A 23,826-nucleotide genomic window follows, 5' to 3' on the forward strand; every position below is an offset into this window, starting at 1 on the left:
AAAATTATAGTTTGTTTCGCCAGACTTTTTCCAAATCCAGTTTTGTTCATGTATAATGTAGCTAATTGCATCCTACAGGCGGTGAAATGATGGAACATAAAAAAACGTATAATTCCATGGAACTGGAAACCGAACATGGTCTTCTGATCATTGAAGGTCCTATTCCCGGAAAAGAATTGAGCAAACTTGATTTTCATGAAGACCTGGTCGCTTTCAGGCCACCGGCTCAACAGCATCAAGCGATTGTGGAAATTGCTGATTTGCCGGAAGGGCGGATTCTCATCGCACGAGAAGAGAATATGATCGTCGGTTATGTCACCTTCTTATATCCTGATCCTTTAGAACGCTGGTCAGAAGGCAAAATGGACAACCTGATCGAGCTTGGGGCGATTGAAGTCATCCCGAAATATAGGGGCAGCGGGGTTGGGAAATCATTATTGAAAATTTCGATGGAAGATGACGCTTTTGAAGACTTCATCGTCATTACGACCGAGTACTATTGGCATTGGGATTTAAAAGGGACCGGGTTGAATGTTTGGGAATACCGAAAGATCATGGAGAAAATGATGCAGGCTGGCGGCTTGGAATATTACGCCACCGATGATCCCGAAATCAGTTCCCATCCTGCCAATTGCCTAATGGCCAAAATCGGCAGCCGGGTCGATAATGAATCGATCCAAAAATTTGATCAGCTGCGGTTCATGAATCGCTATATGTATTGATTTAACTCAAAAGGGGTGTTCATATGTTAGTGGAAGAAATTATGAAAACCGATGTCTATACATTACGTACCGATCAGACTGTACAGGACATCATGGACTTATTCAAAGACAAGCGGATCCGTCATGCACCAGTTTTGAAGGATGGCAAAGTGGTCGGCATTGTGACCGACCGCGACCTCAAAGACGCTGTCCCTTCAAGATTTACGGTGTCTCCAAAAGGTGAACCTTACAAAAAGAAAGTCGAAGAAATCATGACACCCAATCCGGTGACAGCCCACCCCCTCGACTTCGTGGAAGAAGTGGCGATGATATTCTACGAACACAAAATTGGCTGTATTCCGGTCGTCAGCAACCAGGAGCTTGTCGGCTTCCTGACAGAGACAGATCTTTTGTATACCTTCATTGAATTGACGGGCGCTCATCAACCCGGATCCCAAATTGAAGTTCGGGTGAAGAACCGCTCCGGTATCCTTTATGAAGTCTCGAAAGTATTCCATGAACAGAATGTTAATGTGCTGAGTGTCCTCGTTTACCCCGACAGAGAAAACAAGAACAATAAGATCCTTGTTTTCCGAGTTCAAACGATGAATCCACTCGCCATCATCAGCGATCTGAAAAAAGAAGGATTCGATGTCTTATGGCCAAGCATGCCTCAAGTGAACGAATGAAACATGCAGTATTCATCTTTTCAGAAGATCAATTGGGGTATAAATTTTCTGAAACACATCCATTCAACCAGAAAAGACTGGTTTTAACGATTGATTTATTAAAAAAAATGAATGCGCTTCCAGATGATTTAATCGTTCCTGCGCGTATTGCGACCGATGAAGAATTATTATTGGCACACGACGAGCGGTATATCGATATCGTTAAAAAAGCAAGTATTGGCCAAGTAACGCCGGAAGCCGGTGAAAGCTATGGAATCGGCACGGATGATACACCCATTTTCGAAAACATGCACGAAGCCAGTGCCCGCTTAGTCGGTGGGACATTGACTGCGGTGGATTATGTCATGGAAGGCAAGGCGCAACATGCTTTAAATTTAGGCGGCGGCCTCCATCATGGCTTCCGAGGCAAAGCTTCTGGTTTCTGCATCTACAATGACAGCTCGGTAGCCATCAATTACCTGAAAAGCAAATACAATGCCCGTGTCCTGTATATTGATACAGATGCCCATCATGGAGACGGCGTCCAATGGAGCTTTTATGACGATCCCGATGTCTGCACTGTCTCCATCCATGAAACTGGCCGCTATTTGTTCCCCGGAACCGGCAACATCAATGAGCGCGGCAGTGGCCAAGGATATGGCACTTCTTTTAATTTTCCGATAGATGCCTTTACGGAAGATGAGTCTTTTCTTGAAATTTATCGTACTTCCATGAAGGAAATCATTGAATTCTTTAAGCCAGATGTTATTTTGACACAGAACGGAGCTGACGCCCATTATTTGGACCCTCTGACCCATTTATACGGTACAATGAATATTTACAAGGAAATACCCAAGATCGCCCATGAACTCGCTCACGAGTATTGTGAGGGCCGCTGGATAGCTGTGGGAGGCGGCGGTTACGATATTTGGCGCGTTGTTCCCCGAGCCTGGTCATTAATCTGGATGGAGATGAACAATATCCCCCTCCCTTCAGGCAAATTACCGGAATCGTGGATGGAGAAATGGCAACCGGAATCTCCAGTCAAGTTGATCGATACCTGGGAAGATCCACCCAATATGTACAAAGCCATTCCGCGCAAAGCGGAAATTACGGATAAAAACCTTCAAATGTTGAACAAAGCTCTGTATATGATCCGCAATAACTGACCAGCTTCATCGACAAAGTAAAAGAGCCGGCGGGATTAATCCCGCCGGCTCTTTTACTTTCAGGCGATGGAACTTTAACTCCCCCCCTACATAAGTCAGCTGAACGAAAAAGAAAACCTGCCTGGATAGGTTCTATCCGCACAGGTTTTCCTGGTTCTGATCCCATTTTTTCTTACAATGGAATCGGCTGTTAATCGTTTTTGGTCGATTGTCTTTCTTCGATCCGGTATGGAAGAATTACTTGCTTTTCTTCGATTTCTTCATTGTTCATATACTTGGTCAGCAAACGCATAGAAACAGCACCGATATCATAAAGCGGGAAAGCTACAGATGTCAGCATTGGACGAGCCATACGGGCCAGCTTGGAGTTCTCATAGCTGATGATTTCTGCATCCGCCGGAATTTTCTTCCCTTGCTCTTCCAATCCATGAATGACCCCAATAGACATTTCGTCGTTGCTGACAAAATAAGCAGTCGGTTCGAAGGGAGCCAATGTTTGGACGGCTTCAATCCCCTCATCATACGAATTATTGCATTCAATGACCAGATTTTCATCATAGTCGATGCCTGCTTCTGCCAACGCTTCTTTATAGGCTTTCAACTTGTACTCTTTGTTGATCATCGAAGTCATCGGCCCGGAGATGAAGGCGATTTTCTTATGGCCATTGTCTGTAAATTTCTTAACTGCTTCGAAGGCAGCACCGTAATAATCGATGTTTACTGAAGCAATCGCCGCAGATTCATCGATTGAACCAGCCAAGACGATTGGCGTCGGAGAACGTTTCATTTCATAAAGAAGTTCAGTCGAAATTACATCACTCATAAAAACAATTCCATCCACCTGTTTTCCGAGCATTGTTTCCAACAACTGAAGTTCCTTATTTTCGTTTTGGTCCGAGTTGGACAAAATAATATTGTAGCGGTACATCGTAGCGATATCTTCAATTCCACGGGCTAGTTCAGCATATAGGCTATTGGAAATATCGGGTATGATGACGCCGACCGTCGTTGTTTTCTTGCTTGCAAGTCCACGAGCGACAGCATTTGGACGATAGCCCAATTCTTCTATCACTTTCAGTACTTTCTTTCTTGTGGCAGGTTTAACGTTTTGATTGGCATTCACTACACGTGACACAGTAGCCATGGAAACGTTCGCTTCTCTTGCCACATCGTATATCGTAACGGTCATTGTGCGCCCTCCTTTTCCAGTCTTTCTCTAATCATACGACAAAATCTTCAATAATATCAACTAAAAAAAGAAAAGCCGGAGTTATCCGGCTTTTCAGTGTCACACTTTCATTTCATATTGTTTCATGAATTTCATCAAAGCATCGTAGTATTCATCGAATTGGCCTAAATCCATTTGCTGTTGAGCATCGGATAATGCTACTGCTGGATCTGGGTGAACCTCAGCCATTACGCCGTCCGCTCCGATTGCAATTGCAGCTTTAGCAGCTGGAAGCAATAGGTCGCGGCGACCTGTCGAGTGAGTCACGTCAACAAATACTGGAAGGTGCGTTTCTTGTTTCAGGATTGGCACTGCAGAGATGTCAAGTGTGTTGCGTGTCGCTTTTTCGTATGTGCGGATACCGCGTTCACATAAGATGATGTTTTCGTTTCCTGAAGCGATGATGTATTCAGCTGCATTGATGAATTCTTCAATAGTCGCTGACATTCCGCGTTTCAAGAGAACTGGCTTATTGATCGAGCCGACCGCTTTCAATAGTTCGAAGTTCTGCATGTTGCGTGCGCCGACTTGCACAACGTCCACGTAATCAAGTGCAGCTTCCAAATGTCCTGGAGTCACGATTTCTGAAACAACAGCCAAATTGTACTGGTCAGCTGCTTTTTTCAGCATCTTCAAGCCTTCTAATCCAAGACCTTGGAAATCGTAAGGTGATGTACGCGGCTTGTAAGCTCCGCCACGAATCATCTTCAAGCCTTTTGCTCCAATAGCTTCAGCAACTTTCGATACTTGTTCCTGTGATTCTACTGCACATGGGCCAAAGATGAAAGAAGGTTCTCCAGCGCCCACTTGTTCGCCATTGATCGTAATTACCGTATCTTCTGCTTTCTTTTTACGTGAAACCAATAGTGCTTTACGTGTATCTTCTTCTTGCATGTTCAAGGCCGATTTGAAGATTTCCTTGAAAATATGATCAACGGTCTTTTGTTCTAACGGACCGTTGTTATTATCTTTAAGCAAGTTCAGCATATGGCGTTCCCGCAACGGATCGTAACGGTCAACTCCTTGCTTCTCTTTCAATTTACCGATGTCTTGAATTACGGAAGCTCTCTCATTGATAAGAGACAGAATCTGCAGGTTGACTGCGTCCACTTTTTCTCTTAGTTGCTCTAACTCTAAATTACTCATTCTATAACTTCCCCTTTCGCGAATAACCTTTATCAGGTGACTCATATTAACATGATAGGACTATTATAAGCAAACTATTCGGTAAAGTCACGGAATTTATTTTAGCGATTCAACGCGCTAAAGTGTTTTTGGCATGAAAAAGCCGAAGCATCAAGGCTTCGGCTCTTTTTTAAGCTATAAATTCCTGCATGGATTCTCTTTTGATATCATTGTGGGAAGCGTGCCAATCCACTTTTTGACTAGTGAAATGGAACAGTTGGGGCGATTCGTGTTTAACTCCCGTAATCTCTTCAATCGCTTGAGAGAATTCCCGATCTTCCTGTACCACTAGATAAAGGAAGATTTGGTTTGGGTGCAGTGAGCAATATTCGTTATACTCATTCCACGCCTTAGCGGATACCGGACATGTACTGCTGTGTTTAAATAGCCAGTAATGCTGATTATGCCCCACTGCCTGTTTCAAACTGTCCAGATTGTCTACATGCACTAAATTTTTCATCTAAACCGCTCCCAGACTAATTCTTTTTGTTTTGGTTGTTGCTTGATGAATTGTTTGTTGATTTATCGCTTGGATTCGACGATTTATTGCTGTTGTTGTTGCTGCTGGTCGTATTTGGACCTTTGCTCGTGTTTGCCGTGTTGCTGTTCGTGCTGCTGCCTGTATTGCCGGCTACTGATGAATTTGAACCCGATTTCTTTTCTTCTTTCACTTCTTCAACTGCTTCTTTTAATGCATTGGCGGTGGAAGTGAAAGCATCAGAACCGTTGCTGTCTGTTTTATTTGCTGTGTTTTGAACAGTCGAATGGATGTCGATGGATTCTTCACCTTCTGACGAAGCCGTGCCATCATCCATAGGCGAATTTCCGCCTTTCATGTTTTTCACTTTATCGACTACTTTGGTCGACTGGTCTTTCAACTGTTGAGCAAAGCCGCCTGAACCATCATCGCTTGAATCTGACTGCTGCGATGCTTTTTCTTTTAAAGTGGTCGCCTGAGTTTTAAGGTCAGCTTGGAATTCTTTCCCGGATTTAGGCGCTAGGAATAATGCTGCAGCAGCCCCGACGATTCCGCCGACTAAAATACCAACTAGGAAACTTGAGCCCCCACCTGATTCTTCGTAATCGTAAAGATCGTCATAACGGTTTGAAGCTCCATAAGATTGAGGAACATAATCGCTTTGCTGATACTTTTGGCCGCTGTTCTGGCTGTACTGGCCACCTTGTGTATAGTAGTCCTTATTGTACTGTGAATCGTTGAAGTTGGATTGATTGTTGAAGTCTTTGTTTCTGCTCATTGATATTCCCTCCAATTAGTTAGTGGTAAAACAATTTTTAGTATTGTTCGTTATGAGGCAGTTTTTTTTGTCCGGGTACTGGTGTATAAGTCGAGTTTGCGCGAGCTTCATAGATCTTGCGCTCATTCCATTTATCACGGATGCCCATGACTACGTTACCCCATTGAACAACTTGAGCAATCTTGTCTTCATTCTGTTCCACCTGCACGCCTACACGTGAAGTGATATGGCGGACAGTAGAGTTCAAATCAGTAACAGAGTTGCCGACGCCTTTTACCGCATCAACTACACCATTCAATTTTTCTGATTTTACTTGGATGTCTTCAGCTAGTTCATTTGTCTTATGCAATAGATTCGTCGTTTCCAACGTTACCCCCTGCAATTGATTTTCAAGACCAGCTACGGTGCCTGAAACTTCTTTTAATGTGTTTTTCAGCGAATTTAATGTCATTGCCAACGCTACGCATAGAATTAAGAATCCAATAGCGGCTACGATCGCGGCAATGTAAAGCAAGATTTGCCAATCCATCCTGTTTCCTCCTTTAAGCGAATTATGTTATATCCTTTTTCTACCCTTGATGAGTTTGGATTAAACACGGTCTCTATTATTATTCGACAAAAACTATTGCATACCTGCATAAAAAAAACAGTTTAACCCGAAAGTTAAACCGTTTCTCCTGTATTTAATGTAGCTTCGAAAGCTTCCTGGAATTTGGTGACGTCTCCTGCCCCCATGAACAGATAAACGGCATTGCCGTGCGCTGCTAAGGAACCAACTTCATCCAATTGAAGCAACTGGCTATTTTCGATTCTTTCCGCTAGATCCTGGATTTTCAATGTACCTGCTTTTTCACGTGCAGAACCGAAAATGTCACATAGATACACATGATCCGCTTCAAGCAGACAGTCCGCAAACTCCTGCAGGAATGTTTGAGTGCGCGTAAATGTATGAGGCTGGAAAATCGCGATGAGCTCCCGCTCCGGGTACTTCTGGCGCGCAGATTGCAAAGTCGCACGAATTTCCGTTGGATGATGCGCATAGTCGTCAATCAAAATCCGATCACCGATTGCTGTTTGTGTAAAACGTCGCTTGACGCCTTCAAAATCCTCAAACTGCTGCTGTATGATATCAGCTGGTATGCTTTCATAATGGCACAGAGAAATGACCGCCAATGCATTCAGAATGGCGTGGTCGCCAAACATCGGAATCGTGAAAGTATGGAAAAATTCGTTACGGATTACTACATCGAAAGTAGTCCCTTCCACAGTTTTCACGATGTTTCTCGCCTGGAAATCATTTTCTTCCCCAAATCCGTAGTAGACGACCGGAACCGGTGCCTGGATCTGTTGAAGAAATTCATCATCTCCGCAAGCAATGATGCATTTCTTTACTTGTTGGGCCATTTCCTCGAACGCTTTGAATACATCATCAACGCCCGTAAAATAATCAGGATGGTCATAGTCGATATTCGTCATGATAGCGTAATCAGGGTGATAGGCCAGGAAATGGCGGCGGTATTCACAAGCTTCTGCCACAAAGAAATGGGAATCTGCCTGGCCAACGCCTGTTCCGTCTCCAATTAAATAAGAGACAGGTTTATATCCGGCCAATACGTGGGCCATCAAACCGGTTGTCGAAGTTTTGCCGTGTGCACCTGTGATGGCGACTGATACATATTGCTTCATCAGGTCACCAAGGAACTGATGGTACCGGATAATCGTCGCACCCAATTCACGTGCTTTGACCAATTCAGCATGATCATCGCCAAAAGCATTGCCTGCAATGATTGTCATATCTTTTTCAATATTATTTGCGTCGAACGGCAGAATGGTTATGCCTCTTTCACGAAGACGGTCTTCGGTAAAGAAGTGCTGCTCGATATCAGAACCTTGTACTTGTTCGCCCATATCATGCATGATTTGTGCAAGTGGACTCATACCGGAACCTTTGATTCCGGTAAAATGTAAAACTGTCATAAATGAACCTCCTGTGGGAGTTGAAAATTAGTCTACATGAATCGCATAGCGAATTCTATAGCTGAAGTGGATAAACACAATACAAAATTATATCACAAATTTATCATCCGCTGAAATGAGCCAGTATTCTTTCTATTTCATTAGATGGCAAAGTATTTGCGGAAAGCAGATAAACGGTTTAATGGAATACTTCTTCAATGTCATTTTCAGTAATCAAAACCGAACGGGCTTTGCTGCCATTCTGCTCGGATATAAAGCCATGCTGTTCGATCAAATCCATTAATCGGGCTGCACGATTATAGCCGATATGGAATTTCCGCTGCAGAAGGGATGTCGAAGCACTCCCCTGTGCCATGATAAAACGGCAGGCCTCTTCAAAGAGATCATCCTGCTCAGCCGGGGACTCACTTCGCTTGATCAATTCCTCTTCTTTAAAGAAGTATTCGGGTTTCCCCTGCAACCTCACATGCTCGATGACTTTTTCAATCTCGTCGTCGGTGACGAACGTTCCTTGCAGGCGGCTTGGTGCCGACATGCCATTTCCAAGATACAGCATGTCCCCTCTTCCAAGAAGTCGCTCCGCTCCCTGGGAATCGAGGATCGTGCGGCTGTCCACTTGTGAAGAAACTGAGAAAGCAATGCGTGTCGGGATATTGGATTTGATCAACCCAGTAATAACGTCCACAGATGGGCGTTGCGTTGCGATCACCAAATGGATTCCGCAGGCACGCGCTTTCTGTGCAATCCGGCAAATTGAATCCTCTACGTCTGATGGAGACATCATCATCAAGTCTGCCAACTCGTCGATGACAATCAGGATATAGGGCAGATGCTGCGCATAATCCCCTTTTTCTTTCACCAGCTTATTGTAACGGCTGATGTCACGGACGCCACTGTGGGCAAACAATTGGTAGCGGCGTTCCATTTCTTCCACTGCCCATTTCAGCGAAGCGGTCGCAGCTTTGACATCTGTAATGACCGGGCTGACAAGATGCGGAATATGATTATATGGTGCCAGCTCAACCATCTTCGGATCGATCAACAGCAGTTTCAGATCTCTTGGCGAGGATTTATAGAGCAAGCTGACCAACAGTGAATTAATGCAGACGGATTTACCGGAGCCCGTAGCCCCAGCAATCAGACCATGTGGCATTTTTCGCAAATCCAATGTGACCGGCTTGCCTGTCAAATCCAATCCAAGTGCCGCTTCCAGCGGAGAATCCGACTCCTCGAAAACCGGGCTGCCGATAATCTCCGAAATACGTACCGCTCGGCTTGTCCGGTTCGGTATTTCGATGCCGATGGAGCTCTTGCCGGGAATAGGCGCTTGAATCCGGATATCCCTGGCAGCCAATGCCAATTTCAAATCATCTGCTAAATTGCGGATTTTGCTGACCTTAATCCCTTGGGCGACCTTCAGCTCGAACTGTGTGACGGCAGGCCCTTGGACAGTGCTCAAAATTTCAGCTTTAATCTGGAAATAAGATAAAGCTTCAATCAAGCGTTCACCCTGCTCCTCCATCCACTCTTCGTCTTTCCGGTCATTTTCAGGAGGCATTAAATATTCCGGCAATGGAAATTCATAGGCTTTCGATTCAGCTTCAGATACTGAATTCAGTGCTTGCTTTGGCTGTTCAGCTGAATCTGCCGTTTTTTTTTCCGCTTGCACAACTGGATTTTCAAGTTTTGGTGTGACGATAGGACGCGATTGCGCCTTATTTTTCAATAGTTCTTTATCTGATTTGAGCATCAGTACATTGAATGGCACGGTTTTTTCACGCTTCGGTGCCGCTTGTGGTTTTGTTTCTGTATCTTGCTTCAATTCCGGAGCCGTCTCTACTTCTGTAGCCAAATCTAATTCCGGGTTCGATTCTGTCACTAACTCAACCTCCGGTTCAGGTAGTGGATCTTGATCTGATTCTGGTTCTTGGTGAATTTCCGGTTCCAGTTCGGGTTCCGGCTCTTGATATACTTCCTGTTCCGGGATTGCTTCTGACTCCAGTTCCAGCACTGCTTCATCAATAGGAGCCGATTCTTTGACTTCTGTGGTGTCAATCGATGGCTCCGTATGTACATGGCCAGCATCGGGTACAGCCTGCTCTTCGACAAGTTCCGATGTTACGACTTTCTTATCTTCAGATACTTCAGATGCATGGGAATCCATTGGTGCTTCCCCTTCAGCTTTAGGTGTTTCTGCTATCGTTTCATGAACCGGCTGCTCTGTCCGCTCTTCCTCGAAGATCGGTGCAATTTCATGTTCAACTACCGGTCTTGGCTTATGCCAGCCGGCTCTGGCTCTTTCCTGAATCGCTTCATCATGCAATTCGCGGTTATACTTGCTTTCTCTTTCTTCCGTCATTTTTTGGGTAGGCGCAGGACGTGCTGTATTATAGCCATAAACCGATGAAACTGAGCGGCTTGGTTCGAAACGGCGCGCAGCAGCAGGCAATTCGGTCGTTTTCGCTTTTCGTTTTGCTGCCGTTGGGCGGATTGGCGCCTCTTTTGGTCCCATGACCGGTTTCTCAGCAGCCGGTAGAGATTCCTTACGAAGAATCTCTCTTTCCTGCTCATCAAAAATAGGCATTTCCGGACGGTTCTCTGCCCGTTTTATATCATGGATAAAATCGTCTTTTTCTTCATCCGGTATCAATGGGAAACGAAAAGGCGCTTTTTCTTTTTTTTCGGCCGGGGGTGCTTCATAAACTGCCTCTTCTTCAATTTCCTCAGTGTCATCAGTAAACATACGATTCCATACATTTTTAAACCAGCTCATAATGCGTCACGCCTTTACTTCGAAAGCTGAACCGATTTCTGCATCTTCAGGAAGCACAAGAATCCCTTTTTCCTGAGGTGCATCCGGCAAAGCCAGTTCTTTTGCTGAACAGATCATTCCGGACGATGCCACTCCCCGAAGTTCCGCATCACGGATGACCATACCTGAAGGCATGACAGCCCCCACTTTTGCCACAACCACTTTTTGCCCCTGTTCTACATTAGGAGCTCCACAGACAATCTGCAATTGCTCGTCGCCCACAGTAACCTTGCATACATTCAATTTATCGGCATTTGGATGCTTGTCCTTCGACTCTACAAAGCCGACCACAAATTTCGGTGAAAAATCCACTTCCAAAGTGAAGTCGATCTCGTTTTTCGCTAAAGCATTCTGCAAAGAAGTAACAAGCGCTTCTGATAGTTCCACCTGCTCACCTGCTGGCAATTCAGCATAGCTTGAAGCATTGAATAAGTTGAACCCGGCGATTTTGCCGGCATCATCCTTGATCAATGTTACATCCCCTGATTGTTCAGGATGGATTTTTTCTGGAGTTTCTGTTTGCAGTTGAACCAGCAGTACGTCGCCAATTCCCTGTTTATTATAAAATACATTCATTTTTTATCGTTCTCCTCGTTAGGTCTATTTTTCGCCATGATAAAAATCGGCTCCAGTTCGTCATTTTCATAAATGAACGATAAGGAAGTGATCGGCACTTTGCCATTGGTGAAGAAATGCATGGCCATTTGCGCGAGCACATCGTATCCCGTTTCATTTTGGATATCACCGATGATCAATACATCCTGATGGGGCACTGATACGGTCATATCGCCGGTAATTTTCGTTTTCATTTCTTTTAGGAAAGACTCATTCAGGATTCTTGATGCATCATAACCATCGTTTTCATTCAGAAAATAAAAGACATTCCCTGCAACATGATCTTCTTTTACAGCGGTTTTCAATTTTCTCACTTGAAACTTGGCGATTTCCTTAATCTGCTCTTCTGTCAGACTTAATGAATTTACCACATTTTCGTCAATTAAGCGATAGGTAGTCCCAACATCTAAAGCAAAATAAACGCGCGTTTCCGCTGTATGTTCTGACGTTATGAACTTATGGCCTTCATTGGATTCTGTTGGAAAAGAAGTCGAGCGGATGACCGGAAAAATATGTTCGGTCGATTTCATTTCGCCTTTTGCTTCGCGTTCCATTGCATCGAAGGTTTCTGTAATCGTATAGACGATTTCCTGGATGGCCGCATCGCCTTTCGCTTCAAATCGGTTGATCACCTGCGGCAAAGAAATGCTCATGCCTTTGCCGAGATCCTGATGGCGGATATGTGCAGTTTCTTTTTCACGGTCAAAGCGCCATTCCAATTGAGGATTCGGCATCCGCTCTCTAAGTATATTAAAAAGTTCAGTAGATTTCATCGTTGTTTGGCCTCACTTTCATAAATAAACGGTTCAGCCAAGTCTAGGCGAACCGTCTGTAATGTTATTTTGGCAGATTCGAAATAAACCCTTCGATTTCTGCCTGTGTTTTACGGTCTTTGCTGACAAAGCGTCCGGTTTCCTGTCCATTTGAATAAGCGAGGAAGCTCGGAATCCCATAGACATCCTGTTCGATGCACAGGTCGATAAACTGGTCGCGATCCACTGATACGAAGGTATGGTCGGGATACGCTTTTTCAATATCCGGCAGTATTGGATCGATGACGCGGCAATCCGGGCACCATCCTGCTGTAAACATAAAAATAGCCGCGGGTATTTTTGTCAATTCTTGAAATTCCTCAGTTGATTGTAAGTTTTTCATCTAGGCCGTCTCCTATTCATCGGTATCTATGGATCGGACAGTTTTCATCATCCAATCCATATTTTTTGGAATATCACTTTCTTTTGTGATAGTCGTCAATTTAACGCCGCCAGCACTGACTACAAGTTCCAGCTGGTCTTCCGCGATTTCCTTGACTGCAGCAAACCCGAAACGCCCGTTTTGCTGGAAAGTTTCATCGGCTACCCATTGCTGTTCAGGGTCTGCTTTTTGCAGGTCATAGAACAGGGTGCTCGTGGCTTTTTCATTTGGATTGATGAATAAAGCAAAAGACTCGCTGCCTCTAGTAATTAACCGGTTAAAGTCGTCGGCAGGTTCTTCAATTTCATAGCCGCTAGGCAGGTACAAGTCGATTTCACCCACTGCCTCATTGGCACTTTCCGGTTCTTCTTCAAACGCTTCACGGGCGTTCGATACTCCTTGTACAATCCGTTCTTCCGGCGTTGCCATGCAGCCGGCCAATATACCCGACAGCAAAAGCGTTCCAAAAATCAATCTATATCGAGGCACGCTCATTCCCCCTAACGTTACTGTTCCTTATTTTAAAGGTGTTTACAGGCACATGCAACTTAATCGCTGTCCCGCTGGTATTGCCCGATCAATAATTTGACTACATGGCTGAACATTTCCCCACGATTGACGAATCCACCCGTTAAGATGCCGATAGCGCCTTTATGCTGGCGGATTCCGCTTTCATTGGCGTAGTCGTCCATGACCGGTCCAAGCTCAATCCCCGTGTGGAGCTTTGACGCAATTTCTTCCGGCAATGGAATCTGGGCACCGGCTGCTGTAAACAGACGCCCGTCCTTAGCTGCTAAAGCACCCCAATTGCATAAATAGAGAACGCCTTCCATCTCGTAGACACCGCCTTCCAGACCAATGGCGAAATCGTAGTCACCTAAAGCGTTGCTTGCTCTATTCACCGCCCCTTGCCGTGTTTCCTGCTGGGAAAAAGGCTGCGCTGAAACTTCCGATTCTGCATCTATTGCCGATAAATCGACGGACAATTCCAAATTGGCAATGACGCTGGACACGGCATTGATTTTTGCTGGATTTTTTGAAGCTATTGCTGCACGAATTTTTTTCATTTCCATTAGTCCTTTCAAAAAAAAAGAGCCCGAAGGCACTTTTTAGACATTTTGTTTGATGGTTTCAAGTGTTGTACGGTCGGACGCTTTAACAAGTTTCGTCAACAGTTCTTTCGCCGCTGCATAATCATCCGTATGAATGATGGACGACGAGGTATGGATATAACGTGAACAGATGCCGATAACAGAACTTGGAATCCCTTCGTTTGCTGTATGCACACGCCCAGCATCAGTTCCTCCCTGTGAAACGAAGTATTGATAAGGGATATTATGCGTTTCAGCAGTGTCCAGGATAAACTCGCGCATGCCGCGGTGTGTCACCATACTCTTGTCCAATATACGCAATAACGTACCTTTGCCCAGCTGGCCAAATTCGTTTTTATCGCCAGTCGCATCGTTCGCCGGACTGGCATCCAGCGCAAAGAACAGATCCGGTTTGATCATAGCAGCTGCTGTTTGTGCTCCGCGCAGACCGACTTCTTCCATCACTGTCGCGCCGGAAAATAATTGGTTCGGAAGTTTTTCGTCTTTCAATTCTTTTAGAAGTTCAATCGCGAGACCGCAGCCATAGCGGTTATCCCAAGCTTTCGCCATAATTTTCTTATCGTTGGCCATTGGCGTGAACGGACTGAATGGAACAATTTGCTGGCCAGGTCGAATACCTAGCGACAAGGCATCCTCTTTGTCGTCTGCCCCGATGTCGATCAGCATGTTTTTGATATCCATCGGCTTGCTCCGTAGTTCCTCGCTCAATAGATGTGGAGGAATCGAACCGATGACACCTGGTATTGTGCGTTCACCAGCAATGATATCCACGCGTGTCGCCAGCATCACCTGGTTCCACCAGCCGCCCAGAGTCTGGAACCGGATCATGCCATTATCGGTGATTTGCGTCACCATAAATCCTACTTCATCCATATGGCCCGCAACCATGATCCTCGGTCCATCCTGCTGTCCATCTTTTACGCCAAAGATACTGCCAAGGTTGTCCTGGACCAATCGATCGGATACTTGTTCCAGTTCCTGACGCATAAACTTCCGGACTGCATGTTCATTTCCGGGGGCTCCCGGCAGTTCGGTCAAAGTTTTAAACATTTCACGAGTTTCAGCATTCATATCAAAGTTCCTCCTAAATAAATTACCTCTATTAAGTTTAGAGCTTCTATCTGACAATTTCCAGTTATATAATTCGTTTTTCGAAAGATTAGCGGCATTCAAGCTTTCATTTCGCCCTTCAAAATATTTATGGTACAATTTATCCAGTAAGCAGAGGAGGGATTTTAGTGAACAATCGTGATTTACTTATTGGATTCGCTACAGGTGTAGCAGCAGCTTATTTGGTAAAAGAAGTGGTTGACCGCAAGGAAAAACTATACCCGGCAGATGATGTGCTGAAAGAAGTCAAATCTGCATTTAAAGAAGAAGGCCCGATCGACGGTTCTTGGATCTTTATGAAAACCGAGCCTTATAAGCAGCATGCGTTAACGACTGAAGTCTATAAAGGCGGCATCACCCGCCATAAAGAAGACGAACTCCAGCAGTTCGAGTTTTTGGCTGATGCTTTTACAGGCGCAGTAATCGAAGTCAAACAGGTATAAAAAAAGGAGCCGAATCGGCTCCTTTTTTATATGACTTTTTCCTTGCGCTCAAGTGATTCAACGATTTCTTTGCCGTCCGCACTCCATTTCAGGATACGGTAATAAGCATCATGATAAAAGCTGAAATAATAGCCGTTTTCCAGCGCTTCTTTCATAAGCTTTTCCTTGGCATAGATCGAATCCATCGGATAATCATCAAATGCCAATACCCATAACGGATTTTGATGGGCATGCGTCGGCATAATATCCGCCATATGAAGGATGGTTTCATTGCCGCTGGTCATCTTGATGACACTATGTCCATCGGAATGGCCTCCGGTATGGATCAGTGTAATGGCACCAAATAAGGTTTTTTCGCCTTCAAAGGTTTCGACCTGATCGACGATCGGCTCCCAATTTTCTTTCCAGTAAGTGTTGCGTGAACGGATATTCGGATGCTGCATTTCATTCCATTCCACTGCAGAAACATGGATTTTGGCATTCGGAAAAGCGGAAATCAACTTTTCCCCCTCCCATTTCGTCAATCCTGCTGCATGGTCTCCGTGCAGATGGGTCATCAGAACCGTATCAATGTCTTCAGCTGTCAAGCCAAGCTCCGCCAAATCCTCTTCAACACGCGACTGTTCAGAAACCCCTAAATTGCGCATTTGGCGCTCCGTCAATTTGCCGGCGCCAAGGCCGCTGTCAATCAGGATATTGTGGCCATCGTATTGGACCAGGATCGGATGTGTCGGCAATTCGATCTGGTTTTTTTCATTGACCGGATAACGTTTTGACCAAACTACTTTCGGCACTACCCCAAACATCGCGCCGCCATCCAAAAAAGTCGTTCCCCCATCAAGCCAGGTCAGATTCATTTCGTGAAATTGAAATTTCTGCATTCCCTTATCCCCCTTGTCATGATCAACTAACTGAAAACTGTGCTTCCAACCGGTAAATCGGCTGGCCTTTTTTCGAAAACTTCTCTTCGTACTCCGTCATGATATTCCATTCAGGTTCATTGTCGTGAAGATCCAATGAGACATCCTTTAATAACATACCATATTCAGAAATGCTCGTAAGTGAATATTCGAAAAGTTTTCGGTTATCGGTCTTAAAATGGACTTCGCCCTTTTTAGGCAATACCGCTTCATAGAGTTTCAAAAAAGACTCGTGTGTCAATCTGCGCTTGGCATGACGCTTTTTCGGCCATGGATCCGAGAAGTTCAAGTAGAGCCTGTCCACTTCCCCTTTTTCAAAATAATCAGCGATGTTTTTCGCGTTGACTTTCAACAGGCGCAGGTTGGGAACACCATTCTCCTCTTCCAGGATGGTCTCGAGCGCCGTAACGATGACACTGTCGAATAACTCGATCCCGATATAATTGATATCGGGATTGGCTTTTGCCATACCGATGATAAAACGGCCTTTGCCGGTTCCTGCTTCAATGTGAAGTGGATTTTTGTTGCCGAATACTTCCTGCCATTTCCCTTTTTGCTGCTCCGGGTCCGGAATGACGATCTCCGGATGTGTATCGATTAAATCTGCTGCCCATGGTTTAAATCGTGATCTCATGTTTCATCCTCTTTCTATTCCATTAATTTATTGAATTCCATTTTTTATGGCTGACCGCATAAACGACTTTTTCATTCTGAAGGCTCATACCGGCATCGTCGCCATCCACATGGCGGCAAACCGGTCTGTCGGTAGAAAGGCGGAATTCCGGTCCGCTCATTTGGCTGAGCTCCTTGAAACGTGTATGTGTTCCGCTGAATACCGTACCAAAAACCAGCAAGAGTTTCAAACGCGAAATGTGGTGGACGACCGTCAATTCAAGCAAACCGTCATCTGTTTTCGATGTCGGGGATATTTTCATGCCTCCGCCGAAATAGGGTTGGTTGCTGATGGTCGCCAGCCAAACATCTTTGTAGACAACTGGAGCCCCGCCAGTTTCCACGGTTAAAGTGAATTTCTCGAACTTCAGGAACGTCCTGATTACATAAAGCAGATAGACCAGTTTTCCGAGTCCGACCTGGTTGAGCTTTTTCTTGATGATCGACCGGTTAACTGCAATGGAGATCGCCGCATCAAAGCCTATTCCTGAGCTGCTGACGAACTGATTGCCCTCGCCACCGCTGAATTCGCCGAGGTCTTCCTTACGGGAAAAGGACTGATTGAGAAATTCTTCAATTTCCTTTGCATCTTTAAATGTTCCGTAGGCTCTCGCAAAATCGTTGCCGGAGCCTGCCGCTACAGAGCCGATCATCAGCTCTTTCGCTCCTGCTGCCCCCACAACGATCTCACGCAAGGTTCCATCTCCACCAAAGCCGATCAACAGGACTGGCTGCTGCAGCTCCCGGTAGCCGGCCGCTATCTCGGTGGCATGTCCAGGAAACCGGGTTACGAGCTGTTCGAATGGGAACTGGATGGTTTTTTCAAAGTGGCGCCATTTCTTCAGCGCTCTGCCATTTCCCGCGACCGGATTGATTATAAATACTGTTTTCATAAGCACTCGCCTTTGGACGTATTAGATGCCGGCATCCAATGGATAATTCGCTATCTTTTGATAGCGTGGATTTTCCATTGGCGCTATTCGGAACAGTGAAAACTCCGTCACTTCGAATTGCATCTGGCCGATTGAAAAACGCAGTTCTTCCGGATCACCGCCAGCCCATTTGCTGGCCAATGTAATATGCGGCACAAACTTCTTTGAATCAGGGCGTATCTGCAGCGTTTTCAGGTTTTCGAGTATCTGCCGCTGCAGCTCCTCCAATTCCCTGCTGTCTTCAAGAGAAGCATAAATCACCCGGGGAGTCGCAGGATTGCCGAATTTCTTGATGCCATCGACCATCAGACTGAATGGCTGCTGATCGATCCCTGCAAGCAGTTTTTCCGCCTGATCGATTTCATCGTGCACATCTTCGCCGATGAACAGGAGCGTGATATGCATATCCTCCGGCGGTGTTTGCCTTTTATGGCTCTGTAAATTCCAGGAGCGCCGCTCTTCATCCAACTTCTCCGCAATAGCTGACGGAATTTTTATCCCAATAAAATAATGTGGTTTCATTGTCATCACCTGGCTTCATTTTACCATGCCACGAGACACAAAAAAATAGTGATTGGCCGGGGCCAATCACTTTTCTCAAGAACTGTATCTGTTTATAATTTTACGCCCACTCCAACGCGCGCTTCAAAAGCGGTCTGTAGTTTACGGGTCAATTCCCCCGGTACACCTTGACCGATTTTTTGGTCTCCGATTGCAACGATCGGCATCACTTCAGAGGTTGTGGAAGACATGAAGAATTCATCCATTTCGAGTGCTTGGGTTTTCGTGAAGGCTGTTTCTTCCACTGGAATGTCCAGCTCTTTGCACAGCTCAAGAATGACTCTTCTCGTAATGCCATTCAAAATGAGGTTGTTGGCAGGATGGGTATATAGATTGCCGTCTTTGAATCCATACATGTTCGATGAACAGCCTTCTGTCACGGTTTCACCACGATGCAGAATGGCTTCAAAAAACCCTTCTTCGGTAGCTTCCTGCTTAGCCAGCACATTGCCGAGCAGGTTCAAGCTCTTGATATCGCAGCGCAACCAGCGGATATCTTCGATGAACTTAGCTGTTACGCCGGATTTCATGCTTGCAACCGGGCGTTCCACCGTTTTGGTATTGCCGGTGATGACCGGAGTTGCCTGAGTCGGAAACTGGTGCTGGCGTTCTGCGGCACCACGGGTGATCTGCACATAAACCTGGCCATTATCGATATTGTTCATTTCAACAAAATCGTACATCATTTTATGGAATACGTCTTTTGTATGCGGAATGACGATTTTGATTTTATCGGCGCTTTCATAAAAGCGGTCAATATGCTCTTTCGCTGTAAACAGATTGCCGTCGTAAACGCGAATCACTTCATAGATCCCGTCTCCAAATTGATAGCCGCGATCTTCCTTCGAAATCACCAAATCCTCTTCACGAATAAACTCTCCATTATGCAATATCATATCCTTATCCATATCCATTCCCTCTTTCCTCATTTTTTACAAGCTAATTGGTAAATCGCTTCCGCGTAGATCGCAGTCGCTTTAATTAAGTTGTCGATGTCGACAAATTCATCCGCTTGATGGGCAACATCCGGTTCGCCTGGGAACAGCATACCGAAAGCCACTCCTTTATCCAAAACACGCGCATAGGTGCCTCCACCAATAGCGATTAGCTCTGCTTTGCTGCCGGTCTGCTTTTCATACGCGTTTTGAAGCGTCTTAATGAACGGATCGTTTTCGTCCACATAATGAGGCGGAGAATTGGACGCAATGTCCACTACGAAATCCTTTAACTGGTAGGCAGCCATCTTCTCTTCGAATGGGTAACTGACGGAATACCGCATGCTGACATTGATCATGGCGGTTTTGTTTTTTTCAAAACGGATAATTCCGGCATTGAATGTCGTGTCTCCCGATTGTTCATCCGTAAAATCGAGTCCGAGCTTGCGCCCCCGTGAATCGTGATAGAACGTGTCTGCAACGAATGCCACAAATTTCTGGCCATCACCTTCCAGCCGATCCTTCAAAAACAGGGCCAGGAGAATTCCAGCATTGATGCCGGTATCCGGTTCCATCGCATGCGCTGCTTTTCCGTTGAGGGTCAACTCGGTTGAACCATTATGCTGTTCGACCACCCCTGTCACCTGGTGCCCTCTGCAAAACTCCTTGAAATCTTCCTGCCACTCCTCCAGCTGGCCATTTAAAATAGCCGTCGCCTTATCGGGCACCATATTGGTCCGGTATCCAGCGATAAACGATTCCAGGATGGCGTCTTCGTACATAGAGAAAGTCGAAAAAACCAGGTCGGCGATGCCTTTTTCCGCATTGATGATGGGAAAATCCGCGTCTGGAGCAAACGCCATTGTCGGCATTTCCTCAGTCTCGAAATAGCGTTCTACACAACGGAAGCCGCTTTCTTCGTCGGTCCCGATGATCAACCGGATCCGTTTGGTAAATTCCACATCCGCATCTTTCAGCATATTCAATGCGGTCCAAGCGGCAATTGTCGGCCCTTTATCATCGATGGCACCGCGGCCATAAAGACGGCCGTCCTGAATTTCTCCACTGAACGGGTCTTTGGTCCACCCTTCGCCAACCGGCACGACATCCACGTGCCCTAAAATTCCAAGTAATTCTTCCCCTTGGCCAATTTCCAGATGCCCTGCGACATCCGCGACATTTTTTACTGCATACCCTTGTTCTCTTCCTTTTTGCAAAAACCAATCCAATGCCTGCTTAACTTCTTTTCCAAAAGGAGCTGTTGGCGTTGTTTCGTCACTCAATACGCTGGGAATCGCCACTAATTCCTGTAATTCGCGCAGCATGGTTTCCTTGCGTTTTGTTGCTTCTAGCAGCCAATCCATGTTTCACACTCCTTTTTGTTATGGCTATTGTACACCTTTTTTCAGTAATTTAAAGAATTTGTCTCTAATTCGCATAAAAAATTCTGTCTTTCTAATGTTATTTTTGTGTAAAAATAAAGGAAAATCCTAGAATTCGAGATGTTTTTCCGCTATAATCTAATTGTCAGACTAGTAAGAATGACACATCTTTTTAGGAAAAGGGGCTGTCTTTGGCATCTATCATAAACCTGCTGTATAAACCTCAGCACATCGTCCGCTAGTCTTTGCCAATGGGAAAAAAGATGAAGGAGTGGTTCTATTACTATGAAACCTACAACCGATCGCATGCTCATTCGAATTAAAGATATGTATAAGTACATTCTCGAAAATGGGACTGTAACGACGCAAGATCTTGTCGACGAATTCGGCATCACTCCTCGCACCATTCAAAGGGATTTGAATGTGTTAGCCTTTAACGACTTGGTGACCAGCCCAACTCGAGGCAAATGGACAACGACGCAACGGAAAGTGAAAATGACGTCCTGAAAAGATTTCCTAAACAAAGAAAATGACCGCAGCTATGCGGTCATTTTCTTTGTTTTAAACTGTTTACTTCTTCTTCCGTCAAATGCCGGTACTCGCCGAGATCAAGCTCCGGATCTAGTCTTAATGGCCCCATCGATAAACGCTTCAGGTAAACCACACGTTTGCCGACACTTTCGAACATCCGCTTGACCTGGTGGAACTTGCCTTCTGTGATGGTCAATTCGATTTCAGAAAAAGCAGCGCTTTCAAGAATGTTGAGGCTGGCGGGCTTCGTTACATAACCGTCGTCCAGCATCACGCCCTCCTCGAATGCTTTTGTATCTTCTTCTGTAACAATTCCTTCGATCTTCGCATAATAGGTTTTGTCCACATGCTTTTTGGGCGACAATAGTTCATGTGCCAATTTCCCGTCATTGGTCAACAGCAGAAACCCTTCGGTATCCTTATCCAGACGTCCGACCGGAAACGGTTCAAAATGCCGGTCTTCTTCCGCCAGCAGATCAATGACTGTCTGATCGTATTTATCCTCTGTCGCCGAAATGACGTCCTGTGGTTTGTTCATCAGCAGATAGATGAACTCGCTATAGGCAACCGGCTCTCCACCGACCAGCACCTGGTCAGCGTGTTCATCGACATGGACTTTCGGGTCGCGGACGACTTCGCCGTTCACTTCCACCGCTTTTGTCTTCAACAAGATCTTGACTTCTTTTCTGGAACCAAAGCCCATATTGGAAAGGTATTTGTCTATACGCATGCTGTCACTCCTAAAAGCCTAATTTCCGGGAAATTCTTGTTATTTTCGAACCCAGCAATTTTTGCGCCAAGCCGGTTTTCAAACCGAGATAGCCGTAAACGATGGCACCCACACCACCGATCAGGATAATGCGCAGCATTGACAAGAATTTATTGTCCAGCCCGATGAATAGGTCCAAACCTGACATCATCAGGTAAACCGCACCGGCCAGGATCAGATTCAAAATAACGATCAGGATGACACGTCTTCCGACCATCTGCGAGCGATAGTTCATCGTTTTGACGATGACCAGCATATTCATGCCGATGGCTATCAAATAGCCGATAATCGTCGCTGCGATGGCCCCATCTGTTTCAAAACGTTCGATCAGCGGAGTGTTTAAAACCCATTTCAACAATAAACCGAGAGACAAGTTGATGATGATCCATTTTTGTTTGTTGATGCCCTGAAGGATTGAGGCTGTTACCGGGAAGGCCGCAAACAGAATAGCCACCGGCAAGTAATGAGCCAGGATTTCAGAACCTACATCACTGACTTCATAGAAGACATGATACAGTTCATCGGATAACATCGTCATGCCGATGACGGCTGGTAAAGTCAGGAACAGCAGGACCTGTATCGACTGGTCCAGTGTCCGCGACACTTGAAGATGCTCATTGCGGGTAAAATGCTTGGTGATCAACGGAATCAATGCCATTGAAAATCCAGTGGCCAGCATGACCGGAATCATGACCAGCTTATGGGCCGTCAAGTTCAAAATTCCGAGCAGGTCGATTTCCGAGAAATTGCCGCCGGAACTCATCGCCCGGTTGAAAGTCATCAGATCGACAAATTGAAACAAAGGATTGGCGATGCCGAGGAAAATGACAGGAATCGCATAGATGACGATTTCCTTGTACATATCCCGTAATTTAACATCGTAGGATTCAACTGAATTGGCCAATAGGCGATTGTATTCCGGTTTCTTCTTTTTCCAGAAATAAGCTAATGTGACGATTCCGCCAAGTGCTCCAACGGCCGCAGACAATACAGCAAATTGAATGGCTGTTTTCGGTGTGCCGCCAAAAATATAGATGACCGCAAACGCTCCGCCTAATAGGAAAATGATGCGGACAATCTGCTCGACCAGCTGTGAAACCGCCGTTGGCATCATGTAGTTATAGCCTTGGAAAAACCCTCTCCATAGACTCATGAACGGTACGACGATCAACGCAAAACTGACCCAACGGATCGCTTCCGTAACATCCCCGACTGAATAGATTCTTTCATCTTCGGAAATAGTGATACGGGCAAGCGGTTCTGCAAAGAGGTAAAGCAGGAGGAAAGCAACAAAGCCGGTGACCATCATGGTCAAGAGGCCTGACTTCAATAATCTCCTTCCGGTTTCATAATCTCCGAGGGAATTGTACTTGGCGGTGAATTTCGAGAAAGCGATCGGGGCTCCTGAAATGGCCAGTGCCAGCATCAGGTTATACGGTATGTATGCGTATTGATAAAGACCGATATTGTCTTCTCCCACCATGCTGTAGAACGGGATGATATAAATAACTCCAAGGATTTTCGATAAAAACAGACCCAAGGTTAAGATGGCTGTACCTTTAATTAATGACGACATTTTGCACTTCCTGACTTGTTCATGATAAAAGCAATCTACACGATAGTTTACACCTATAGAAGAAATTACTCAACGAGT

General features: G+C 45.4%; 26 protein-coding genes. 5 read left to right on the plus strand and 21 right to left on the minus strand.

The genetic code is table 11. The features are described from left to right. Positions 1-89: 89 nt before the first annotated feature. From Q0785_RS17515 to Q0785_RS17525, 3 genes are read left to right on the plus strand one after another with little or no spacing between them, the layout of a single operon-like run. Complete coding sequence (locus Q0785_RS17515; protein ID WP_298833012.1) at positions 90-722, plus strand: GNAT family N-acetyltransferase; 633 nt, start codon at positions 90-92, stop codon at positions 720-722. A gap of 23 nt (positions 723-745) precedes the next feature. Next, positions 746-1,390, plus strand: coding sequence for an acetoin utilization AcuB family protein (locus tag Q0785_RS17520; RefSeq protein WP_298833015.1), 645 nt, complete (start codon positions 746-748; stop codon positions 1,388-1,390). Further along, positions 1,387-2,538 (plus strand): acetoin utilization protein AcuC, encoded by a 1,152-nt coding sequence (locus Q0785_RS17525; RefSeq protein ID WP_298833220.1) that lies wholly within the window; start codon positions 1,387-1,389, stop codon positions 2,536-2,538. The genes Q0785_RS17520 and Q0785_RS17525 overlap by 4 nt, the downstream gene beginning before the upstream one ends. Before the next feature lie 190 nt (positions 2,539-2,728). Here Q0785_RS17525 and ccpA read toward each other — a convergent pair whose 3' ends face one another. The 13 genes from ccpA to Q0785_RS17590 all read right to left on the minus strand — a co-directional run bounded on the left by ccpA (position 2,729) and on the right by Q0785_RS17590 (position 14,988). Continuing rightward, entirely contained in the window at positions 2,729-3,727 is a 999-nt protein-coding gene (gene ccpA / locus Q0785_RS17530; protein WP_298833016.1) for a catabolite control protein A, read from the minus strand. Between the two features lie 99 nt (positions 3,728-3,826). Further along, complete coding sequence (locus Q0785_RS17535) at positions 3,827-4,912, minus strand: bifunctional 3-deoxy-7-phosphoheptulonate synthase/chorismate mutase (RefSeq protein WP_223642177.1); 1,086 nt, start codon at positions 4,910-4,912, stop codon at positions 3,827-3,829. Positions 4,913-5,081: 169 nt separating this feature from the next. Continuing rightward, a complete protein-coding gene (gene ytxJ / locus Q0785_RS17540; RefSeq protein ID WP_223642175.1) occupies positions 5,082-5,411 on the minus strand; it encodes a bacillithiol system redox-active protein YtxJ in 330 nt (109 codons plus the stop codon). Between the two features lie 16 nt (positions 5,412-5,427). Further along, entirely contained in the window at positions 5,428-6,207 is a 780-nt protein-coding gene (locus tag Q0785_RS17545) for a YtxH domain-containing protein (protein WP_298833030.1), read from the minus strand. A 37-nt stretch (positions 6,208-6,244) separates the two neighbouring features. Beyond that, a complete protein-coding gene (locus Q0785_RS17550; protein WP_223642171.1) occupies positions 6,245-6,736 on the minus strand; it encodes a DUF948 domain-containing protein in 492 nt (163 codons plus the stop codon). A 134-nt stretch (positions 6,737-6,870) separates the two neighbouring features. Continuing rightward, positions 6,871-8,184: a UDP-N-acetylmuramate--L-alanine ligase gene (gene murC, locus Q0785_RS17555; protein ID WP_298833036.1), complete on the minus strand. Its 1,314-nt coding sequence runs from the start codon at positions 8,182-8,184 to the stop codon at positions 6,871-6,873. Positions 8,185-8,362: 178 nt separating this feature from the next. After that, a complete protein-coding gene (locus Q0785_RS17560) occupies positions 8,363-10,957 on the minus strand; it encodes a DNA translocase FtsK (protein WP_298833038.1) in 2,595 nt (864 codons plus the stop codon). A 6-nt stretch (positions 10,958-10,963) separates the two neighbouring features. Then, positions 10,964-11,572, minus strand: a complete 609-nt coding sequence (gene ytpR / locus Q0785_RS17565; protein ID WP_298833041.1) for a YtpR family tRNA-binding protein — start codon at positions 11,570-11,572, stop codon at positions 10,964-10,966. Further along, a complete protein-coding gene (locus Q0785_RS17570) occupies positions 11,569-12,384 on the minus strand; it encodes a DUF1444 family protein (RefSeq protein ID WP_298833044.1) in 816 nt (271 codons plus the stop codon). The genes ytpR and Q0785_RS17570 overlap by 4 nt, the downstream gene beginning before the upstream one ends. 64 nt (positions 12,385-12,448) lie before the next feature. Then, a complete protein-coding gene (locus tag Q0785_RS17575) occupies positions 12,449-12,766 on the minus strand; it encodes a thioredoxin family protein (protein WP_298833047.1) in 318 nt (105 codons plus the stop codon). A gap of 12 nt (positions 12,767-12,778) precedes the next feature. Then, positions 12,779-13,294, minus strand: a complete 516-nt coding sequence (locus tag Q0785_RS17580) for a hypothetical protein (RefSeq protein WP_298833050.1) — start codon at positions 13,292-13,294, stop codon at positions 12,779-12,781. A gap of 59 nt (positions 13,295-13,353) precedes the next feature. After that, positions 13,354-13,872, minus strand: a complete 519-nt coding sequence (locus tag Q0785_RS17585; protein ID WP_298833053.1) for a DUF84 family protein — start codon at positions 13,870-13,872, stop codon at positions 13,354-13,356. 42 nt (positions 13,873-13,914) lie between these two features. Further along, complete coding sequence (locus tag Q0785_RS17590) at positions 13,915-14,988, minus strand: M42 family metallopeptidase (RefSeq protein WP_298833056.1); 1,074 nt, start codon at positions 14,986-14,988, stop codon at positions 13,915-13,917. Positions 14,989-15,155: 167 nt separating this feature from the next. Here Q0785_RS17590 and Q0785_RS17595 point away from each other — a divergent pair, with 167 nt between their 5' ends. Next, complete coding sequence (locus tag Q0785_RS17595; protein ID WP_223642155.1) at positions 15,156-15,470, plus strand: PepSY domain-containing protein; 315 nt, start codon at positions 15,156-15,158, stop codon at positions 15,468-15,470. A 26-nt stretch (positions 15,471-15,496) separates the two neighbouring features. Here the strand turns inward: Q0785_RS17595 and Q0785_RS17600 are convergent, their stop codons facing one another. The 6 genes from Q0785_RS17600 to pepV form a co-directional block, all read right to left on the minus strand. Beyond that, positions 15,497-16,351: an MBL fold metallo-hydrolase gene (locus Q0785_RS17600; protein WP_298833060.1), complete on the minus strand. Its 855-nt coding sequence runs from the start codon at positions 16,349-16,351 to the stop codon at positions 15,497-15,499. A gap of 22 nt (positions 16,352-16,373) precedes the next feature. Next, positions 16,374-17,024 (minus strand): tRNA (guanosine(46)-N7)-methyltransferase TrmB, encoded by a 651-nt coding sequence (gene trmB, locus Q0785_RS17605; protein WP_298833063.1) that lies wholly within the window; start codon positions 17,022-17,024, stop codon positions 16,374-16,376. Between the two features lie 22 nt (positions 17,025-17,046). Then, entirely contained in the window at positions 17,047-17,955 is a 909-nt protein-coding gene (locus Q0785_RS17610) for a diacylglycerol kinase family protein (protein WP_298833065.1), read from the minus strand. Between the two features lie 21 nt (positions 17,956-17,976). After that, positions 17,977-18,522, minus strand: coding sequence for an RNA 2',3'-cyclic phosphodiesterase (gene thpR / locus Q0785_RS17615; RefSeq protein ID WP_298833068.1), 546 nt, complete (start codon positions 18,520-18,522; stop codon positions 17,977-17,979). 86 nt (positions 18,523-18,608) lie between these two features. After that, positions 18,609-19,463, minus strand: coding sequence for a D-amino-acid transaminase (gene dat, locus Q0785_RS17620; protein ID WP_298833071.1), 855 nt, complete (start codon positions 19,461-19,463; stop codon positions 18,609-18,611). Positions 19,464-19,480: 17 nt separating this feature from the next. Beyond that, positions 19,481-20,854 (minus strand): dipeptidase PepV, encoded by a 1,374-nt coding sequence (gene pepV / locus Q0785_RS17625; RefSeq protein WP_298833074.1) that lies wholly within the window; start codon positions 20,852-20,854, stop codon positions 19,481-19,483. A 303-nt stretch (positions 20,855-21,157) separates the two neighbouring features. Here pepV and Q0785_RS17630 point away from each other — a divergent pair, with 303 nt between their 5' ends. Then, positions 21,158-21,379 carry a DeoR family transcriptional regulator gene (locus Q0785_RS17630; protein ID WP_142829443.1) on the plus strand — a complete coding sequence of 74 codons (222 nt, stop codon included), beginning with the start codon at positions 21,158-21,160 and terminating at the stop codon, positions 21,377-21,379. 40 nt (positions 21,380-21,419) lie between these two features. On the opposite strand, the gene Q0785_RS17635 is transcribed toward Q0785_RS17630, so the two are convergent. Together Q0785_RS17635 and Q0785_RS17640 are read right to left on the minus strand one after the other, a co-directional pair. Next, positions 21,420-22,133, minus strand: coding sequence for a pseudouridine synthase (locus tag Q0785_RS17635; protein ID WP_298833083.1), 714 nt, complete (start codon positions 22,131-22,133; stop codon positions 21,420-21,422). A gap of 10 nt (positions 22,134-22,143) precedes the next feature. Further along, complete coding sequence (locus Q0785_RS17640) at positions 22,144-23,748, minus strand: polysaccharide biosynthesis protein (RefSeq protein WP_298833085.1); 1,605 nt, start codon at positions 23,746-23,748, stop codon at positions 22,144-22,146. Positions 23,749-23,826: the final 78 nt, after the last annotated feature.

It is taken from the genome of uncultured Planococcus sp. (assembly GCF_947501725.1).
In the GTDB taxonomy this organism is placed as follows: Bacteria; Bacillota; Bacilli; order Bacillales_A; family Planococcaceae; genus Planococcus; species Planococcus donghaensis_C.

What these genes read in the sequence shown, in the direction of transcription:
- Q0785_RS17515 (WP_298833012.1), top strand. Translation starts at nt 90, where the DNA reads ATGGAACATAAAAAAACGTATAATTCCATGGAACTGGAAACCGAACAT.
- Q0785_RS17520 (WP_298833015.1), top strand. Translation starts at nt 746, where the DNA reads ATGTTAGTGGAAGAAATTATGAAAACCGATGTCTATACATTACGTACC.
- Q0785_RS17525 (WP_298833220.1), top strand. Translation starts at nt 1,387, where the DNA reads ATGAAACATGCAGTATTCATCTTTTCAGAAGATCAATTGGGGTATAAA.
- ccpA (WP_298833016.1), bottom strand. Translation starts at nt 3,727, where the DNA reads ATGACCGTTACGATATACGATGTGGCAAGAGAAGCGAACGTTTCCATG.
- Q0785_RS17535 (WP_223642177.1), bottom strand. Translation starts at nt 4,912, where the DNA reads ATGAGTAATTTAGAGTTAGAGCAACTAAGAGAAAAAGTGGACGCAGTC.
- ytxJ (WP_223642175.1), bottom strand. Translation starts at nt 5,411, where the DNA reads ATGAAAAATTTAGTGCATGTAGACAATCTGGACAGTTTGAAACAGGCA.
- Q0785_RS17545 (WP_298833030.1), bottom strand. Translation starts at nt 6,207, where the DNA reads ATGAGCAGAAACAAAGACTTCAACAATCAATCCAACTTCAACGATTCA.
- Q0785_RS17550 (WP_223642171.1), bottom strand. Translation starts at nt 6,736, where the DNA reads ATGGATTGGCAAATCTTGCTTTACATTGCCGCGATCGTAGCCGCTATT.
- murC (WP_298833036.1), bottom strand. Translation starts at nt 8,184, where the DNA reads ATGACAGTTTTACATTTTACCGGAATCAAAGGTTCCGGTATGAGTCCA.
- Q0785_RS17560 (WP_298833038.1), bottom strand. Translation starts at nt 10,957, where the DNA reads ATGAGCTGGTTTAAAAATGTATGGAATCGTATGTTTACTGATGACACT.
- ytpR (WP_298833041.1), bottom strand. Translation starts at nt 11,572, where the DNA reads ATGAATGTATTTTATAATAAACAGGGAATTGGCGACGTACTGCTGGTT.
- Q0785_RS17570 (WP_298833044.1), bottom strand. Translation starts at nt 12,384, where the DNA reads ATGAAATCTACTGAACTTTTTAATATACTTAGAGAGCGGATGCCGAAT.
- Q0785_RS17575 (WP_298833047.1), bottom strand. Translation starts at nt 12,766, where the DNA reads ATGAAAAACTTACAATCAACTGAGGAATTTCAAGAATTGACAAAAATA.
- Q0785_RS17585 (WP_298833053.1), bottom strand. Translation starts at nt 13,872, where the DNA reads ATGAAAAAAATTCGTGCAGCAATAGCTTCAAAAAATCCAGCAAAAATC.
- Q0785_RS17590 (WP_298833056.1), bottom strand. Translation starts at nt 14,988, where the DNA reads ATGAATGCTGAAACTCGTGAAATGTTTAAAACTTTGACCGAACTGCCG.
- Q0785_RS17600 (WP_298833060.1), bottom strand. Translation starts at nt 16,351, where the DNA reads ATGCAGAAATTTCAATTTCACGAAATGAATCTGACCTGGCTTGATGGG.
- trmB (WP_298833063.1), bottom strand. Translation starts at nt 17,024, where the DNA reads ATGAGATCACGATTTAAACCATGGGCAGCAGATTTAATCGATACACAT.
- Q0785_RS17610 (WP_298833065.1), bottom strand. Translation starts at nt 17,955, where the DNA reads ATGAAAACAGTATTTATAATCAATCCGGTCGCGGGAAATGGCAGAGCG.
- thpR (WP_298833068.1), bottom strand. Translation starts at nt 18,522, where the DNA reads ATGACAATGAAACCACATTATTTTATTGGGATAAAAATTCCGTCAGCT.
- dat (WP_298833071.1), bottom strand. Translation starts at nt 19,463, where the DNA reads ATGGATAAGGATATGATATTGCATAATGGAGAGTTTATTCGTGAAGAG.
- pepV (WP_298833074.1), bottom strand. Translation starts at nt 20,854, where the DNA reads ATGGATTGGCTGCTAGAAGCAACAAAACGCAAGGAAACCATGCTGCGC.
- Q0785_RS17630 (WP_142829443.1), top strand. Translation starts at nt 21,158, where the DNA reads ATGAAACCTACAACCGATCGCATGCTCATTCGAATTAAAGATATGTAT.
- Q0785_RS17635 (WP_298833083.1), bottom strand. Translation starts at nt 22,133, where the DNA reads ATGCGTATAGACAAATACCTTTCCAATATGGGCTTTGGTTCCAGAAAA.
- Q0785_RS17640 (WP_298833085.1), bottom strand. Translation starts at nt 23,748, where the DNA reads ATGTCGTCATTAATTAAAGGTACAGCCATCTTAACCTTGGGTCTGTTT.